The following is a 15,046-nucleotide window of genomic DNA, read 5'->3' on the forward strand; positions in this document are numbered from 1 at the left end:
ATGCAAAGCTTTATATCCGTTGTTTCAACAGAGCTTTTTTTAAATTTCACCTTGGTTTCAAAAGGAATTTCGTTCTGAATAAAGAATTTGAAGAATAAGCGCTTAAAGGGCACGCGACTCTTTTCTGTCCCCTGCCTCAGGCGCTTATATCAAAAGAAAGAGGTGTCTTTAGAATGGTTCAATTTAAAAACTTTCCTGATCCGTCTTTAAACGCCCCATTGCAGTCTCGCCCTGCACAGCCCTCTGAATTGGAGCATCTCAAAGCAAGGATGCAGAATTTTATTAAGCATTCCGCAACGGATGATAATCTTGAGATCGCAGATGCCCGGGTGACGGCGGAAGGAATGGTCACCTCACTTTTAAAAGAACGGCTTGATACAGAATACGAAATGCTTAAGAATAAAATCACCCGGGAAGTGAATGTGGAGGACTACGGAGCGATCCCTGACGGCCGGGACAATACGGAAGCCTTTCGGAGAGCGATCGGGAACGGCCGGGTCAAAGTAAATGTTCCCGCAGGAGAATTTTTGGTTCAAGGGATAAAACTCCCCTCATGGACTACCATTTCCGGTGAGGGACAAGGGATTACCGTGCTAAAGCTTCATGAGGACACTCCCGCATACGAATGGGTCATTACTAACGATGATTACGAAAATGGAAACCGTAATATTTTTGTCCAGAACATGACTTTAGACTGGAATCCTGATCGTCAATGCGGGGTCAGGAACCCCGGAGGACAGTTTTCCAGCTGTTTAACGTTTGCTAATGTGCAATACGGCTGGATTAAGAATGTTGAAACGGTTAACGCGGGTCTCCATGGTATTGATATTACATCTCCGACTTACGATCATTTGCCTGAAACAGAATGGACGAAAGACGGCTGCCGATATATATGGATTGATAACTGTGTGGCATACGGTGCCGGAGACGACGGCATTACCACCCATTACAGCGAGTATATTTTCATTTCCAACTGCCATTCCGGAAACCCCCGCGGCACAGAGCATGCTGAGGGCAGCGCAAACTCGAACGGCATTGAAATTGACGACGGCTCTAAACATGTATGGCTTTTAAATAACTATACGAGCGGAAATATCCGTGGGATTGAGGTAAAGGCGCACAGCCTGTGGCCGGCTTCTCAAAATGTTCATATTATCGGTCATGTTTCGTATCGTGATGTACGTTCATTTGATATTCGTCATATCGGCCATCATCAGGCCTCAGACCCCGAAAGCACGACGGCTTATGATGTTACTTTAACCGATTGCACCGCGATTGAACCGGTATTCAATGCTCTCTATGACGGTGTGACCCCGAGGGCGCTGGTCATCTCTGCCTATAAAAACGTTAATGTAAACGGATTCACAGCTATTGGTGATCCCTCATACGACTATGGCGGGAATCCAGTCGTGGCTCTTCAATACCGCAGTCAAAATATTACGATTAACGGCATTAAAATACGCGGCTTTACACAAGCCGGTGTTGACATCAATATATCCGGCGGATCAAATAAAACCGATTATGTTAAAATTTTAAATTTTGATATATACAAGTCTTCTCCTAAAGGCATCTCCATCGGCGGAGGCCAATATAACGTAAATATTATGAACGGTACGATGATCGGAGACGGCGGTTCCGTCGGAATTACGTCCCCTAACAGTCAGGCCGTCATTCTCGGGGTGCAAGCGGAAGGTTACAGCGCGGCTGCATCTATAAAAGGACAGACTTATGAGCAGATCCCCGTCAATTTAAAGGGAGGCGCACAGCTCGCGACCAGCTCCGGTTTTGCATTCAACCCGACAAGCGCTGTTATTGCGGGAACAGGCGATATTACGGCCAGAGGTGACAGAAATGCGATCATCAGCTCTTCCGGAGGTTCAAGTTCTGAAGGTTCAAGGGCATTTATCGCCGCTTCAAACAATGTCCATATTACGGGCAGCAAAGTCTCCAGAACGATTCTGTCATCAGAAAGCATTACATTGGAAGAACCATACACGGTTGCCGGAGGGCATCAGTCCATCAAATGGAAACTGGATTCAGCGGGCGGCCACGGTACGTTCGCCGGAGCTGTCACCTCTTCCCTGTCAGGGTACGGAGAATATTTTGAAAGTGTAACCGGCCAGACAATTCCCGCCGGGACGATCGTCACAGTGAAAGGCGAAAAAATTCAACCGGCTCACGTCGGTGATTACATGCTCGGCGTCATTTCAGAAACAGCCGCTTTTATCTCAGGAGCCGCAAGCTTCGGATGGCAAAGCCGCTTTTTGACAAATGAGTTCGGCGGTTTCATATACGAAAATGTGACTGACGAAGAAACAGGAGAAACGGTACGCGTGCCGAAACAAAATCCGGACTGCAGTCCGGCTCTTGAAGCTGACTATGAAGCACGCGCGGCCAGAGACGAATGGCACATTGTCGGACTCAACGGCCGGCATTACGTACGGGTCGACAGTACGGTCAGCCCGGGAGATTATATCACAGCCCATAACGGAATCGGGACTAAAGCCGCGGAAGGCTGGAAGGTATTGAAACTGACAGCCTTATACAGTTCTGAAAAAGGGTGCGGCATTGCAATTGCGGTTATCAAATAGGGTCTCAATATCAGGATCATCTTCTCTCTTTTCTATCGGGCGGGTATGATCCTGTTTTTTATACCGAATGAGATGCCTCTTTTTCAGCATACCGTTTCATTTGTCCAAGCCATCCATGCTTTCTGTCATAGAATACTACCGTCAGATGAAAAAAGGAGGAATATGAGTATGGATATGGGTATGGAAATGGATATGGACATGGACATGGATATGAACGGACATTATGATCACCACCCAAAGCAGCCTAAACAAAAAAAGAAGAAACAAGATAAAAAGCATCTTGATTATGATTACATCGTTGTTTATAAAAGAAAATGCAAAAAATGTAAAAAATGCTGCTAACTTGACATATCAACACTTTTTACACCCGGTAAACTCCGGGTGTTTTTCTTATTATGGCGTTTCTCCGGGCTATTTTCACCCAAAATCCGGTCATCCTATCACAATACATAAAAAGACTCTATTATTTTCTTCCCTTTTCGCCTAATTAAAAGTATTTCATTTACAGAAAACAACACAAATAGAATGACATGACTTTTGAGAAAATCTACTCTTTGCTTGGTCAATTTTTCTGCGATACCATGAATTTGCAACAATTTTTAAAAATTTCCTCAGGAGGTCATAGCCATGAAAATCGCCAGAACGGTAGTCGGATCATGCTTAGCTTTATCTCTAACAATTCCTTTCACAGCCAGTGCCTCAGCAGCCAGTCAGTCTGAACATGCAAACGCGCCTCACGTTTCACCCGTTGCAAATCCGTTAGAAAGTAAATTATCCCAAACAGCAGACCAAAAAGTAAAAGCAGCAGGTGTTGATGCCGGGCTGAACGTAAACGTAGATGTTCTCGGAATCTCAGATCGCATTGCTGAAGCGGTTAAGTCAGATCAAAACCGAACCGGCTGGGTAAAAAATGTTATGGAAACAACATTTTACGCATCAGGACAGAAGTACAACGTCATGGTGTTCAATTTAAATCAAGAATATGAAGACCGCTTTAACGGCGTTCAGTTTTACGGATCAGCCGTTTATGACGGTATTACTTACGGAATCTGGGTCTTCGAAGACGGGTCCTTCGATAACAAAGGAGACGGGGGCTGGATCAATTGGGCTTTCAGAGGGTGGTTCGATCGTGATAATCAGCATATTGAATTTCACAGACCTTAATACGGAGAAAACTTGCGGGAGCGCCCGCAAGTTTTTTTTAACTGGACTGCACATTTTTCACCGTTATAACGACTATACTTGAAGTGCGGGCTCCGAACGCAGCCCCGGTAAAGTCTTTCAAAGTGAGGGTATGCCATGTCAAAGTCTTTAAAAATAATGTTGTGGAGCATATTGGTGTTCATCATCTTGTTAGTGATTATCGGAATCGTTTCTTACAATCAAACTCCGTCTGCAGAAAGCGCAGCAAAAAAATGCTTTATGGCTTCTAATCAATTTTAAAGTTCTGCAATAAGTCTTCACCGGCTTTTTAAACCACAGAACACCTGACAAAACGACGAATTTTCAATTTATTCGTTAACGATCTCATTCAGTATAGAATATACACGTGTATCATGGAGCAGTCCGTTTTGATACATATATCTTCTCAAAATTCCTTCAGATTGAAACCCCGCCTTTATCAGTAATTGATGAGACGCTGCATTCTCAATGAAAACAACAGCGCCTATACGATGCAGCCCAAGCTTTTCAAACCCAAAAGAAAGAACATTCTCCAACGCTTCAAAAGCATAGCCATTCCTCCAATAATTCGGATGAATCTCATAACCGACCTCCGCCCGCTTATGCTTGGGCACCCAAGAGTTAAAACCAATAGTTCCGATTATTCCCTTCGCACCTTTCCTCTCGATTCCCCATCGCATTCCCTTTTTATCATGGTATTGATCTTTAAACCAGCCAATCATTTTTTCAGCCTGTTCCATTGAATCAAAAGGTTCCAAACCATAATAGCGTGTTACATTTGCATTTGAAAAACAAGCAAATATTTGCTTTGCATCTTTCTTTTCAACTTCTCTAAGAATAAGTCTGTCCGTTTCTATTACAGGAAGCATTTACGGTCCCCCTTTAAAAGAAATGCGAGAAGAAAATATATGCAGACTAAAAACCTTTTTTCAAAAAGTAAACTAGTATCCCTATCAAACTTTACATTTCGGCATAATATGTATTAATCCTCTTTAGGAGGTGAGATTATATGGGATTCTCAGGTGGTTATGGTAGCTCCTTTGCGTTAATCGTGGTGCTATTCATTTTATTAATCATCGTTGGGGCTTCTTTCCTCGGCGGTTATTAAGAATCCTCTTACCTCCGCATCCATGTCAGCAGCACCTCCATGATCGTACGGCGCCATAAATGAAATGTTTATGGCGCTCTGCTGTTTTTCCCCTTTTCATTCACACATTAAAACTAAAAAGATCGGCCGATGTATCAACATGCAGCCGATCAGTAATTCATAGATTATTGTGTAAGGTTTACATCGATGACGTTATAGAAGGCATTGGAAGTATCCGCAACGTCCCATACCCCTAAAATGACATGATACCCGCTTCGATCAGTCGGCACAAAAATCTTATGAGTCAGATTCGTATCTGCCTTGGAACCGTCGTGGTTTACCGTTCCGATTAATTCGAATTCATCTCTTGACAAAGGTTTATTCGGATTCCAGTTTTTCTTGGTGATATAATAGTGCCACTTTGATGTCGCATGAGGGGCCGTGTAGTACCAAGTAAAGGTGTTAAAACCGCCGCGGATGTTTTGTTTTACCCAATAATCTGCAGTCTGCTTGTCTAAACCGAAGTCAATTTGTCCCGATCCTCCATTTGCAGACGCAATTCTTCCATCCGGCGGACCTGCAGCCGGAAATCCTTTCGGCCCTTCTACAGACTGAGGATTATCAATGACGGAGCCATATTTCTGCGCAGCGGCCGTCCAGCCCAATGTTTGTTTCTCTAATGCTCCCATATACGCTCTGCTGACGGGCTCTTTTATATACCCGTGCGCAGATGCATCACTTGAATAGAAAGCGCCTCCAATACCAAGAGTAACAGTTAAAACTGCAGCTTTGACTAAACCCTTCATTACTGCATCATCCTCCCTCTTTTGTTAATAAAAACCTTTCAGTGTATACACTTCACGATGGAGGATGAAATGACCTTCCTTTTCTTGATAGGAAAAAGCAATGAGGTTCGCGCTTTTCCCTTTGTTTTTTATAATCATAAAGAAAAAGCCGGGCCGATTCTGTTGTCGAATCCGCGATTGACCGGCCCGCCCCTTTTGCTCAGAACTTCATTCGCTGGATTTGCCGGTTTCTTTTCGGATAACCGGTGCTACTTCCGCTGCTAATCGTTCGATGTTTTCCGCGGCTTTTTTAAACGGCATACCTCCTATATCGATTTGCGCGAGAAATCGCTGATGTCCGAATAACTCGTATTGATGCATGATTTTTTCAATGATCTGCTGTGAGCTTCCCACAAATAAAGCTGTTTCTTTTCCGGACGCCCGCTCAAAATCTTCCTTCGTTAAAGGCTCATCGATCCCGTGATATGAATGAACGTGAGACCAGTAATTTGAATGATACGGATAAAATTCTTGTATTGCCTGTTCATTTGTTTTTGAAATGAACATATGTCCGGTTACGGCAACCTTCACATGTTCCGGAGGATGACCGGCTTTAGAAGCCGCTTCCCGGTATTTGTCAACAAGCGGCTTAGATGACATCGGATCACCGCTCAGTACAGCTAATGCCAAACCCGCGCCTGCACGCCCGGCCCGTTCTGCGCTTTCCGGAGTCCCCGAAACACCTAACCATAGCGGAATGCTTCCGCGAAAAGGCCGAGGAGAAATTTCTGCCTCGCGCAGCGGCGGCCGGTAACGTCCTTTCCAGGTAACCGATTCTTCCCCGGAATTTAATTTTAAAAAGAGGTCAATGTGTTCTTCAAACAGTTCTTTATAATGGCCTACGTCATAACCGAAAAGAGGAAACGAGTCTAAAAACGCGCCCCGTCCCGCAATAATTTCCGCCCGGCCGTCTGAAATCAGATCAAGCGTTGCAAAATCCTCAAATAAACGGACGGGATCTGCGGTGGATAATACAGTCGTGGCACTGGTCAGCTTAATATTTTCAGTGATCTGTGAAATCGCTGATAAGATGGCCGGCGGCGAAGATACCGCATAATCAAGACGATGATGCTCGCCTACACCGAATACATCAAGCCCTGCGTCGTCAGCCAGTTTCGCCAGCTTCATCAATTCATCTATCCGCTGCTTTGCGCTGACTGTTTTCCCTGTCAGAGGATCGGGATATAATTCTGCAAATGAATAAATTCCAATTTCCATACAATCACGGTGTTCAGCCCTCACATTTCTCTCCTCCTGCACTGTGTAAAAAAGCTTTTATGTTATTCTATTCAGCCATTTTACAAATAGGAATTCGTTCAAAATAAATACAGAAGCTTAACATGCAGAAGGTCGGTATGAGAGGAAAAAAAGTTTCTGGCGCCCTTCAATTCTGCCCATTACACTCATGCAGCCCGACTAGGCAAGAACAAAGCCGGCACAAGCGGATTCGAAATCATGTGTTCATTTTCAGTCCAATTCAATCCAATCGTGATATTGATCATAAAGCTTTCGTATTCTTCCGGCATCAAGAGCAATGACTTCACACCCTCTGTCATCATACAGAAAGAAAATAATATCTTTTGTCATATTCACAAAGAAAACATCAGGATACCCAACGGAACAGCCCCCGAACCTTGGCTTCAGCGGAAAATCTTCGTGGACGGCTGCCTTAAGTAATTGGGGGATACGCAGATCTTTCCGTTTACATAATAAAGAAAACTGCTGCATTTCATATTCTTCTTCGACCGGGCATGGACAGGTCTTCACTTGAATCCGATATAAATCATCCTTACACTTCAGAAACGGCTGATAAACCTTTAATTTTCTCGCATGATTACCTTGAGTTTTGTGCTTATACACGTTGGCAACAAGAAACAAGTCATCGCTATGTTCAAACAGCTCATTGAAAAGTGCGGCGGTTTGATGATGAACAAGCTGAAAATACTCAAGATTCAAAGCACCGCTTTCATTAAATTGATACATATTGCCGCCGAGAGAAAAATGAATTCCCACGTCCCATTGATGATAAATGCCGGGCACTAATTTTAAAGTCGGAAACCTTTCCTTCAGATAATCATTTATTTTCATTCAAACATCTCACTTCCTTTTCCCGCTCCAGAAGCAGAAGAAGCCGAAAACATTCCGCTTATTTCTTTTTCACCCTTGTAATATTATTCCGATTGGAATACAATGAAATAGAACACTGTGAACCCCATTGATCAGGGTGGATGCTGGTCACATTCATCCTGATCCTTTCTTTTACACAAGATCGCCCCAACTTTGAACCCCCCCCGTTTCCAACCTTATTCATTGATATTACATATATTTCAATGGTATTATTTTTTTATACATAAGCATCAAGAGGTGTCAGCTTTGAACAAGATCAGAAGATTAAGAGAATATTTCCGCTCTCACCGAAAAATAAGTCTGGCTGCAGACTTGCTTACGGCTGTATTGCTTATCTCATTATCCATTCTTTTTTACGGACGCCAGCCGGGAGCTTTTTATGGTTTCTTTATGTATATTTTAGTAAGTAATTTTATCGGCTCCAATGTCTCTTTTATCGACTTCAGCAAATCGAGGAAAAACAGACAAAAATAAAGGCTCCGCGTCAAAAAGAGGGTTATACCGCCCTCTTTTTATTCTTTCAGTCATACCAATGCGTTCTTTTCAGGTTGAATTTTTCTGAATAGGACTCATGATCGGTTTTCCATGCTGCTTCAACAGTGATTTCATGACCGATCACTTCATTTTCCGGCATATATTCAAACGTCTCAATATGGTCTTCTCCCGTTCCGCCGCCTTCTAATTTCTCTCCGGTGTATTCTGAAAGATGATAGTCTGTATCTTCACCATATTTCCGGCCGTCAACAAATAATGTTAATCTCTTAATCACCGTGTTCTTTTCATTCACTTTATTACCTCTGTAATACAAATTCAAGAAATAGTTAGGGCCGATAGAGGTCTCGCCTGATTTTTCGATTGACGCTTCCCACGTCTTGCTTTGGCTATAGCCGATATATTTAACTTTTTCTCCTGAAATTAAAGAAAACAGTGCAAATCGGCTGCTATTATGAGAACAGTGATAATAACCAGCAATGTTTTAATGACTTTACGTTTTTTCATGACATTCCGCCTTTATCATTTAGAACGTATGAATATTAGAATTGTTACATTTAATTTGAAAGAATAATAAAAAGGGATTCTAATCCCAGGAATAAAAAAATACTAAGAAGATCATATTCCCCTTAGCTTCACATCCCAGATTGCCATGCAATAATGATAAAAGTCGTCCAAAAAGTTGTGACTAAAATAAGCATAACGGTTACAATCATTAAAATGAGACAACTTATTGTTAGAATTGAGTCTTTGTTTTTGTTAAGAATCAGAGTAACCATTGATCCTGCAGCAAATAGATACGCCAAAACCGCACCGACCCAATACCACAACATAGAGTCATTGCTCCAGTAAGCCATTGACTGCATATAAATACTGAATATAAATCCTGACAATGCTAATAGAAACGAAACTAAATTTGATTTCAAGTTAGAGTTCCTTTCTTCATAAGTTTTATTTTCAGGAACGGTCATACATCTGATAACACCTTTTATGCGATATGCTTCGCCGCTTTGTCTGCATATTTTAATTCCTATTTCGTTTTTAAATATGTTTACTAAAACAGAAATCATATAAAGTTCACCTGAAACGCCGATTTAAAATTAAATAGATGTTTTATAAGCGTTAATTGCTTGATTTCTCAAAAGCGCTAAAAACTTCGGACTTTCGTGATATTGTAAGAGTTATTTAGGATTTTCATCGCATTCACCCTCTCTCGAATTTTACAACGTTATAAATGATTTTCACTGCTTTGCCAAAGCTGAATCTCATTTGATCGTTACTAAACTAAGCATTTTTTCAATTCCACAATCCACTGGTAATATCGGTAATTTTATTGAAGAATTCAACTCAAATGCAAAAAACCCGCTCCCGGCCAGGTTTTTTCCGTGTTTAAGCAACTTTATATGGTTTTGAACGAAACATAAGAAGTGTGAAAACAGCCTCCTGGACAAAAGTTGCTGTCTCGTTATTCAGCTAAAGATTTTTTCATACTCTTAGGAGAAAACGAAAGATTATCTCCCCACAAATTCTATTAACTATGTTTTTGTTTTAACCATTCTTTCTTTAGCAATGCGTATTGGTAAGTGTTTTCATATTTAGGTGTTCCATCCTCGTGTGCAGTAAATGAAATAAATTCAAGAAAATAACCTTCTTTACGCATTCCTAATCTCTCACATAGTTTTTGTGACCTATAGTTATCATCTTCAACATATGCATAAAGCCTTCTTGCTTCTTTTTGCATAAAGAGATACTCAAAGAAAGCCTTCGCACTTTCACTTGCGTATCCCTTCCCTTCAAAACGGGCATTGAAATTCCAACAAACAGAATAGGTATCTGGCTCTTCTTTTAAATAAAATAGTTCTCCGACTAGATCATTACTGTCTTTTAAACAAACTGCAATATAAGAGTCATCTCGGCTTCTTTTTTGAACGTTTACGGCAGCTTCTTCTAACGTAGATATTCTGTCATCAAGAAAGCAATTCACTCTCGGATGTGCCGAATATTCCAACAGACCTTGCGCATCTCTTTCGGTAAAATTTCTTAAAATTAAGCGAAGGGTTTCAATTTTTTGCATTTGCAGTCTCCTGTTTCATTGTTATCGATCTTTGAAAAGAACTTCTACAACAGATCTTCTTCGTTTGTTGAAGAACTTGCCTCAATCTATTTTTACTATAATGATGGATGCTATCATCTTTGTCAAAAACAATAATTTTCATTTGCCGCCGCGATGTAAAGTACTGAACAATTTTCGTGAAAAACCCTCAGTATCGAATATAGAAACGAGCAATAGTAATTAAAACAAAGTTAAGCCATTAAAAGCTTATTGAGTATTTTTTCAAACTTATTCACGCTCATCATCTCATGAGTGAGAAATGTCCCATTATAAAACACGCTGAAAGTCGTCCAAACTGCCGGGGATTTTTGCGCCATATCTTTTGACGTTATTCGCCGGGCCTGAAAATGAAGTCCTTTCTTTTCAGTCAGTTCCTTTAAGTCCTTTAACAATCCGAATGTAAACGGGCATTGAGCTGTATAAAATATTGTGATTCCCTCATCATTAACTAAATTACTTTTCACCTGTTTTTTAAATACAGGAGGATATGCATGTTCATTCCACGTCAGTGACATCAACTGAAAATAGGGTTCTGCTTCATCTTGCACAGCAAATCCCATATGTTCAAAGAAATGCTTATCACTTAAATAAGGGAGTTTTTTCTTCCCCACTATATGAACTATCCCATCCATACCGCGGGATTTTGCATCTGACACACATTTTTCTAACAAGTGTTTCGCATGTCCGTTATTCTTATATTTACCTGAGACCCAAAGACAATTAATAAACATAAAATGAGGTGCGCTTACCGGAACCCACGCTTCTTCTGCAGGTAAATATTCAATAAAAACTTTTGCCCGTTCGTTTAGGCGATAGAACACCAAGCCATCAATCATTCGATCTTTGAGCCAGCTCTTCTTTTCATTTACCGCATCCTCATATTGTTTCGTACCTAATGCACAGCAAATATGATTGTCATCAATATTGTCCCTAGTCAACTCAATGTATTCCATTTTTCCCTCACCCGCTTTCTTTTGGAAACATCAGCTTTACTTGCAGTGAACATTGTAATTTCTCAGAAATATAGAGTCCCAGAACCAATATATGAACGCAGCAACAAAGCTCATTATGTAATAAATGAAACTTCTGAAAACTGTGAAATCAATTGACGGATTGCCTATGTGCCAGAACAAGAACACGGCTAAAAAAGCGACTGCTGTATAAATGAAAAGATGAACCAAACTAAACTTTTTAGGCTTCTTTCTTAGCCATAGTTGCACAGGAACAGCAAACAAAAAGTAAGTAATAAATGCATAAAAAGCAATGATAACCACAGTAACCAATGCAAATGGCACAAAACCCGAGTATACAAACATATATAGCCCGAAGATCAAACCATATGACAAACTTGAAAAAGCCAATGTGTAAGTATAGCTTTGACTTTTGCTCCAAGTCGCCGCTCCCATATATTTCACCTGCTTTTTATAAAAATATATTTCCTATTTTTTCCATTGTTTAAAATCAGTATATATCCATCACTTTAAAAGATCTATGTTTTTTTGGCAGAACATCAATTCACTATCTTAATATCCAGAAATTTTAATTGCCATTAAAAAAGGTCAAGGAAATACCTTGACTGTGTATGGCTCACCAATCTGCATCCGGCTCATCGTGTTCAAATCCGTAAAAGCCTTTAATCCACACATCTCCGCAGCCGGCTCCTTTTGTGATCAATAAGTAATGATTTCTGTTTGCATCACCTTATCAGCCGCGCTCAAGTTCAAATGATTACCCGTGAAATTCTTTTCACTAAGGGTAAAATTATCTCCTGCCAGTGTAATTCTCTGCAGTTTAAGCTCAAATATCGGCAGAATGATTACGACCACAAATTCAAAGCAAGAAACGACAGCCCCCATGCAGATAGGCCGAACATTACAAAGAACCTAAGCAAAGCTTCGAATTTTGTAAGTCTTCGCTCCCTTTTCGTTTTACCCAATTTCCAATAAACGGCGTAGCAGGAAAACACCAAAATGAGTTGTCCAAATCGCGACACAGATTCTAAGAATTCTATACCATTCATTGATTTTCACCTCGTTTATTTAAACAGAGAGTCTTTCTTACAGCGTTTATCCAAAGCACTAATTTCTTCGGTTATAAAAACCGCTTGAGGAATTTGTTTGTAAAATGGTTTGCGTGCCGCTTGATAAAAACAGCCCATCCTTACTCCCCCATGTATCAATCAAGATGAATTTTATTATCTCAGATGGAAAGACCATTTCCAACAGTTATGTAAAAATAAGTAACTTCACTATGCTAATTGTATAAGAAAAGTTGTCTTATCCAGCAGAACCATGAGCGCTGAACTTCTACGTTAAAGCGTTAAAGACGGATTATAAAAGAGCCGCTTTTAGGCTCATTCGCGAAGCATCATCATTTTATTTTTATGATTGTATCCTCCTGTCAATCCTATTGGGATAAAATTTGAGGGAAGGTCAGTTTTAATCCGCCGCCCTGCTCACCTTCGACCCTTCTTGCAGCTTCCCCACAAATATCCGATGAACAGCTTTTAACTCTTCCCTTTGCGAATCCCTGACCGAAATCTGACTCTCAAAACTTATCTGACCTTGCATCGTGGGGCGCCAATTCTCATGCATTAATTTAATTTAGGATATTCGCATTTTGCTTTTCGTTAGCTGAATAACGCTTTATAAGAAGGGGGAAATTCTTGATTTACGCGCTGCACTTCCCGTGCAAATTCACGTTCCTCTTCTGTCACTCTTCTGAGTCTGTCAGCTTTTTCTTGTGTGTCTATGTCGGCACCGGGAGGAACGAACCGATTTGGTGCAATTTGTACACCATTTGTGATAACAGCATTGTATGAAACAAATGATCCTTTTCCTATAATTGCATTGTACACGATTGCCTTAAAACCGATGAACGTGTGATTTCCAAGATAACAAGGGCCATGAATGAGAGCGTCATGCCCGACACTTACATTATTTCCGATATAAATGGAATATGCCTTATCTTTGACTGTGACAAATTGCTTTAACAAACCATGTAAAATGACTCCGTCTTGAAGATTTGTATTTGAACCAATATAAAAGGGTGTTCCTTCATCTGCACGAATAGCAGCATTTGGCGCTACATAAACATTGTCCTTTATTCTCACGTCTCCTATCACGCTGGAAAACGGACTTATGAACGACGTTTTATCGATTTTAGGATATCTTTGAACCGGATTAAATGATGTAACAGGGTTAGGGCTGATAAAGGGCGCAAACTTAGTGAGCCGATTATCGAATTTATCTTCCGTCAGCTTTCTATCGCTCAAAAAAAGACCTCCTTTGAAAACGTGTCTATTTATGTATACTATGTAAATTCTGTGCATTTGGAGACGACAATCCCCCATTTAAACACCATTCGGATGACAAATCATCCAAAGGATCTTTCCTGCATAGCTCCCTCAATTTTTGCAGAAACACTTGTCCGCAAGAAAATGTAAGGGTTTTCAAAATAAGATCAGTGTGCTAAATTGTAAGATAAGTAAAAATTTTCTGCTAATATCTGAAAGGGGTGTATGATTTGAAAGCAGTAGTAGCAACAAAAGACAAAAGTATAGCGATTGTACAAAAAGAATTACGTCCTTTGCGACATGGTGAAGCTAAAGTTAAGATGGAATTCTGCGGTGTATGTCATACTGACTTGCATGTTAAAAATGCTGATTTCGGGGATGTTACAGGCATCACATTAGGTCATGAGGGAATAGGCATTGTAACTGAGATTGGTGAAGGCGTAACAAGTCTGAAAAAGGGAGACCGCGTCTCTATTGCCTGGATGTTTGAAAGCTGCGGCTGCTGTGAATATTGCTTAACTGGCCGTGAAACCTTGTGCCGGGATGTAAAAAATGCCGGCTATACAGTTGACGGCGCAATGGCTGAAGAAGCAATCGTAGCGGTTGATTATGCAATAAAGGTGCCGGAAAATTTAGACCCTGCAGCAGCAAGCAGCATTACTTGTGCAGGTGTAACAACTTATAAAGCCGTTAAAGTCAGTGAAATTAAGCCAGGTCAATGGATCGGTGTATTTGGAGTCGGCGGTTTAGGCAACTTGGCTGTTCAATATGCAAAAAATGTCTTTAACGCTAAAGTAATTGCTTTCGACATTAGCGATGAAAAATTGAATTTTGCTAAGAGCTTAGGCGCTGATGCGGTTGTAAACAGTTTAAACGAAGACCCCGTCGCTAAAGCAAAAGAAGTGACTAACGATTTAGGGCTTGATGCTGTGGTCATCACGGCTGTCTCTAAAACCCCTTTCAATCAAGCGATTGATGTTGTAAAAGCAGGAGCTCGCGTAGTCGCCGTCGGTTTACCGGTGGACAAAATGGATTTAGATATTCCCCGTCTCGTGTTAGATGGAATTCAGGTAGTAGGTTCATTAGTAGGTACCAGAGAAGACCTGAAGGAAGCTTTTCAATTTGCTGCAGACGGTAAAGTTGTACCTAAAGTGACAAAACGCCCGATCGAAGATGTGGATGATATTTTTGAAGAAATGGAGCAAGGCAAAGTGACCGGCCGTATGGTTATCGATTTTACTTCCTAATCATTAAGGCTGCCGGGAATGATACGGCAGCCTTTGAGCTCTATTCTTGCTCAGCGCCCCACTCAGA

The 15,046-nt window shown here is 40.9% G+C and carries 17 protein-coding genes and 1 pseudogene; 6 read left to right on the top strand and 12 right to left on the bottom strand.

Features of this window, described 5'->3' with window-relative positions; translation table 11 throughout:
* The first annotated feature begins 173 nt into the window (after positions 1-173).
* From OQ477_RS05445 to OQ477_RS05455, 3 genes are all read left to right on the top strand, one after another.
* Entirely contained in the window at positions 174-2,591 is a 2,418-nt protein-coding gene (locus OQ477_RS05445) for a peptidase G2 autoproteolytic cleavage domain-containing protein (RefSeq protein ID WP_265971667.1), read from the top strand.
* A 162-nt stretch (positions 2,592-2,753) separates the two neighbouring features.
* Positions 2,754-2,933 (top strand): hypothetical protein, encoded by a 180-nt coding sequence (locus tag OQ477_RS05450; RefSeq protein ID WP_265971669.1) that lies wholly within the window; start codon positions 2,754-2,756, stop codon positions 2,931-2,933.
* A 285-nt stretch (positions 2,934-3,218) separates the two neighbouring features.
* Positions 3,219-3,755, top strand: coding sequence for a stress protein (locus OQ477_RS05455; protein ID WP_265971671.1), 537 nt, complete (start codon positions 3,219-3,221; stop codon positions 3,753-3,755).
* Between the two features lie 347 nt (positions 3,756-4,102).
* Here OQ477_RS05455 and OQ477_RS05460 read toward each other — a convergent pair whose 3' ends face one another.
* Complete coding sequence (locus OQ477_RS05460) at positions 4,103-4,642, bottom strand: GNAT family N-acetyltransferase (protein WP_265971673.1); 540 nt, start codon at positions 4,640-4,642, stop codon at positions 4,103-4,105.
* A gap of 140 nt (positions 4,643-4,782) precedes the next feature.
* Here OQ477_RS05460 and OQ477_RS05465 point away from each other — a divergent pair, with 140 nt between their 5' ends.
* A complete protein-coding gene (locus OQ477_RS05465) occupies positions 4,783-4,881 on the top strand; it encodes a YjcZ family sporulation protein (protein ID WP_003154022.1) in 99 nt (32 codons plus the stop codon).
* A gap of 164 nt (positions 4,882-5,045) precedes the next feature.
* Here OQ477_RS05465 and OQ477_RS05470 read toward each other — a convergent pair whose 3' ends face one another.
* From OQ477_RS05470 to OQ477_RS05480, 3 genes are all read right to left on the bottom strand, one after another.
* Positions 5,046-5,666 carry a lytic polysaccharide monooxygenase auxiliary activity family 9 protein gene (locus OQ477_RS05470; RefSeq protein ID WP_003154023.1) on the bottom strand — a complete coding sequence of 207 codons (621 nt, stop codon included), beginning with the start codon at positions 5,664-5,666 and terminating at the stop codon, positions 5,046-5,048.
* A gap of 207 nt (positions 5,667-5,873) precedes the next feature.
* A complete protein-coding gene (locus OQ477_RS05475; protein ID WP_044801476.1) occupies positions 5,874-6,947 on the bottom strand; it encodes an LLM class flavin-dependent oxidoreductase in 1,074 nt (357 codons plus the stop codon).
* A 225-nt stretch (positions 6,948-7,172) separates the two neighbouring features.
* A complete protein-coding gene (locus tag OQ477_RS05480; protein ID WP_052827476.1) occupies positions 7,173-7,793 on the bottom strand; it encodes a DUF3885 domain-containing protein in 621 nt (206 codons plus the stop codon).
* 276 nt (positions 7,794-8,069) lie between these two features.
* On the opposite strand from OQ477_RS05480, the gene OQ477_RS05485 reads away from it, so the two are divergent.
* On the top strand, positions 8,070-8,306 hold the full coding sequence (locus tag OQ477_RS05485; RefSeq protein WP_265971676.1) for a hypothetical protein: 237 nt from the start codon (positions 8,070-8,072) through the stop codon (positions 8,304-8,306).
* 46 nt (positions 8,307-8,352) lie between these two features.
* On the opposite strand, the pseudogene OQ477_RS05490 reads toward OQ477_RS05485, so the two are convergent.
* The 8 genes and pseudogenes from OQ477_RS05490 to OQ477_RS05525 all read right to left on the bottom strand — a co-directional run bounded on the left by OQ477_RS05490 (position 8,353) and on the right by OQ477_RS05525 (position 13,711).
* Positions 8,353-8,831 (bottom strand): annotated as a pseudogene (locus OQ477_RS05490) (DUF4944 domain-containing protein).
* 128 nt (positions 8,832-8,959) lie between these two features.
* Positions 8,960-9,394: a DUF3902 family protein gene (locus tag OQ477_RS05495; protein ID WP_265971677.1), complete on the bottom strand. Its 435-nt coding sequence runs from the start codon at positions 9,392-9,394 to the stop codon at positions 8,960-8,962.
* A 461-nt stretch (positions 9,395-9,855) separates the two neighbouring features.
* Positions 9,856-10,398, bottom strand: coding sequence for a GNAT family N-acetyltransferase (locus OQ477_RS05500; protein ID WP_265971678.1), 543 nt, complete (start codon positions 10,396-10,398; stop codon positions 9,856-9,858).
* Between the two features lie 230 nt (positions 10,399-10,628).
* Positions 10,629-11,390 (bottom strand): N-acetyltransferase, encoded by a 762-nt coding sequence (locus OQ477_RS05505; RefSeq protein ID WP_265971679.1) that lies wholly within the window; start codon positions 11,388-11,390, stop codon positions 10,629-10,631.
* 36 nt (positions 11,391-11,426) lie between these two features.
* Positions 11,427-11,843 (bottom strand): UPF0715 family protein, encoded by a 417-nt coding sequence (locus OQ477_RS05510; RefSeq protein WP_061581383.1) that lies wholly within the window; start codon positions 11,841-11,843, stop codon positions 11,427-11,429.
* 410 nt (positions 11,844-12,253) lie between these two features.
* On the bottom strand, positions 12,254-12,457 hold the full coding sequence (locus tag OQ477_RS05515) for a hypothetical protein (RefSeq protein WP_061581341.1): 204 nt from the start codon (positions 12,455-12,457) through the stop codon (positions 12,254-12,256).
* A 15-nt stretch (positions 12,458-12,472) separates the two neighbouring features.
* The gene (locus OQ477_RS05520) at positions 12,473-12,595 is read right to left on the bottom strand and encodes a hypothetical protein (protein ID WP_007410351.1); all 123 of its coding nucleotides are present in this window, start codon (positions 12,593-12,595) and stop codon (positions 12,473-12,475) included.
* A gap of 471 nt (positions 12,596-13,066) precedes the next feature.
* Positions 13,067-13,711 carry a carbonate dehydratase gene (locus OQ477_RS05525; protein ID WP_265971680.1) on the bottom strand — a complete coding sequence of 215 codons (645 nt, stop codon included), beginning with the start codon at positions 13,709-13,711 and terminating at the stop codon, positions 13,067-13,069.
* A gap of 251 nt (positions 13,712-13,962) precedes the next feature.
* Here OQ477_RS05525 and adhP point away from each other — a divergent pair, with 251 nt between their 5' ends.
* On the top strand, positions 13,963-14,979 hold the full coding sequence (gene adhP, locus OQ477_RS05530; protein WP_265971681.1) for an alcohol dehydrogenase AdhP: 1,017 nt from the start codon (positions 13,963-13,965) through the stop codon (positions 14,977-14,979).
* The last annotated feature ends 67 nt before the right edge of the window (positions 14,980-15,046 follow it).

This window comes from Bacillus sp. ChL18 (assembly GCF_026241425.1).
Taxonomy (GTDB): domain Bacteria; phylum Bacillota; class Bacilli; order Bacillales; family Bacillaceae; genus Bacillus; species Bacillus velezensis.

Coding starts and splice junctions, on each gene's coding strand:
- OQ477_RS05445 (WP_265971667.1), top strand. CDS start 174: ATGGTTCAATTTAAAAACTTTCCTGATCCGTCTTTAAACGCCCCATTG.
- OQ477_RS05450 (WP_265971669.1), top strand. CDS start 2,754: ATGAGTATGGATATGGGTATGGAAATGGATATGGACATGGACATGGAT.
- OQ477_RS05455 (WP_265971671.1), top strand. CDS start 3,219: ATGAAAATCGCCAGAACGGTAGTCGGATCATGCTTAGCTTTATCTCTA.
- OQ477_RS05460 (WP_265971673.1), bottom strand. CDS start 4,642: ATGCTTCCTGTAATAGAAACGGACAGACTTATTCTTAGAGAAGTTGAA.
- OQ477_RS05465 (WP_003154022.1), top strand. CDS start 4,783: ATGGGATTCTCAGGTGGTTATGGTAGCTCCTTTGCGTTAATCGTGGTG.
- OQ477_RS05470 (WP_003154023.1), bottom strand. CDS start 5,666: ATGAAGGGTTTAGTCAAAGCTGCAGTTTTAACTGTTACTCTTGGTATT.
- OQ477_RS05480 (WP_052827476.1), bottom strand. CDS start 7,793: ATGAAAATAAATGATTATCTGAAGGAAAGGTTTCCGACTTTAAAATTA.
- OQ477_RS05495 (WP_265971677.1), bottom strand. CDS start 9,394: ATGATTTCTGTTTTAGTAAACATATTTAAAAACGAAATAGGAATTAAA.
- OQ477_RS05500 (WP_265971678.1), bottom strand. CDS start 10,398: ATGCAAAAAATTGAAACCCTTCGCTTAATTTTAAGAAATTTTACCGAA.
- OQ477_RS05505 (WP_265971679.1), bottom strand. CDS start 11,390: ATGGAATACATTGAGTTGACTAGGGACAATATTGATGACAATCATATT.
- OQ477_RS05510 (WP_061581383.1), bottom strand. CDS start 11,843: ATGGGAGCGGCGACTTGGAGCAAAAGTCAAAGCTATACTTACACATTG.
- OQ477_RS05515 (WP_061581341.1), bottom strand. CDS start 12,457: ATGAATGGTATAGAATTCTTAGAATCTGTGTCGCGATTTGGACAACTC.
- OQ477_RS05520 (WP_007410351.1), bottom strand. CDS start 12,595: ATGGGCTGTTTTTATCAAGCGGCACGCAAACCATTTTACAAACAAATT.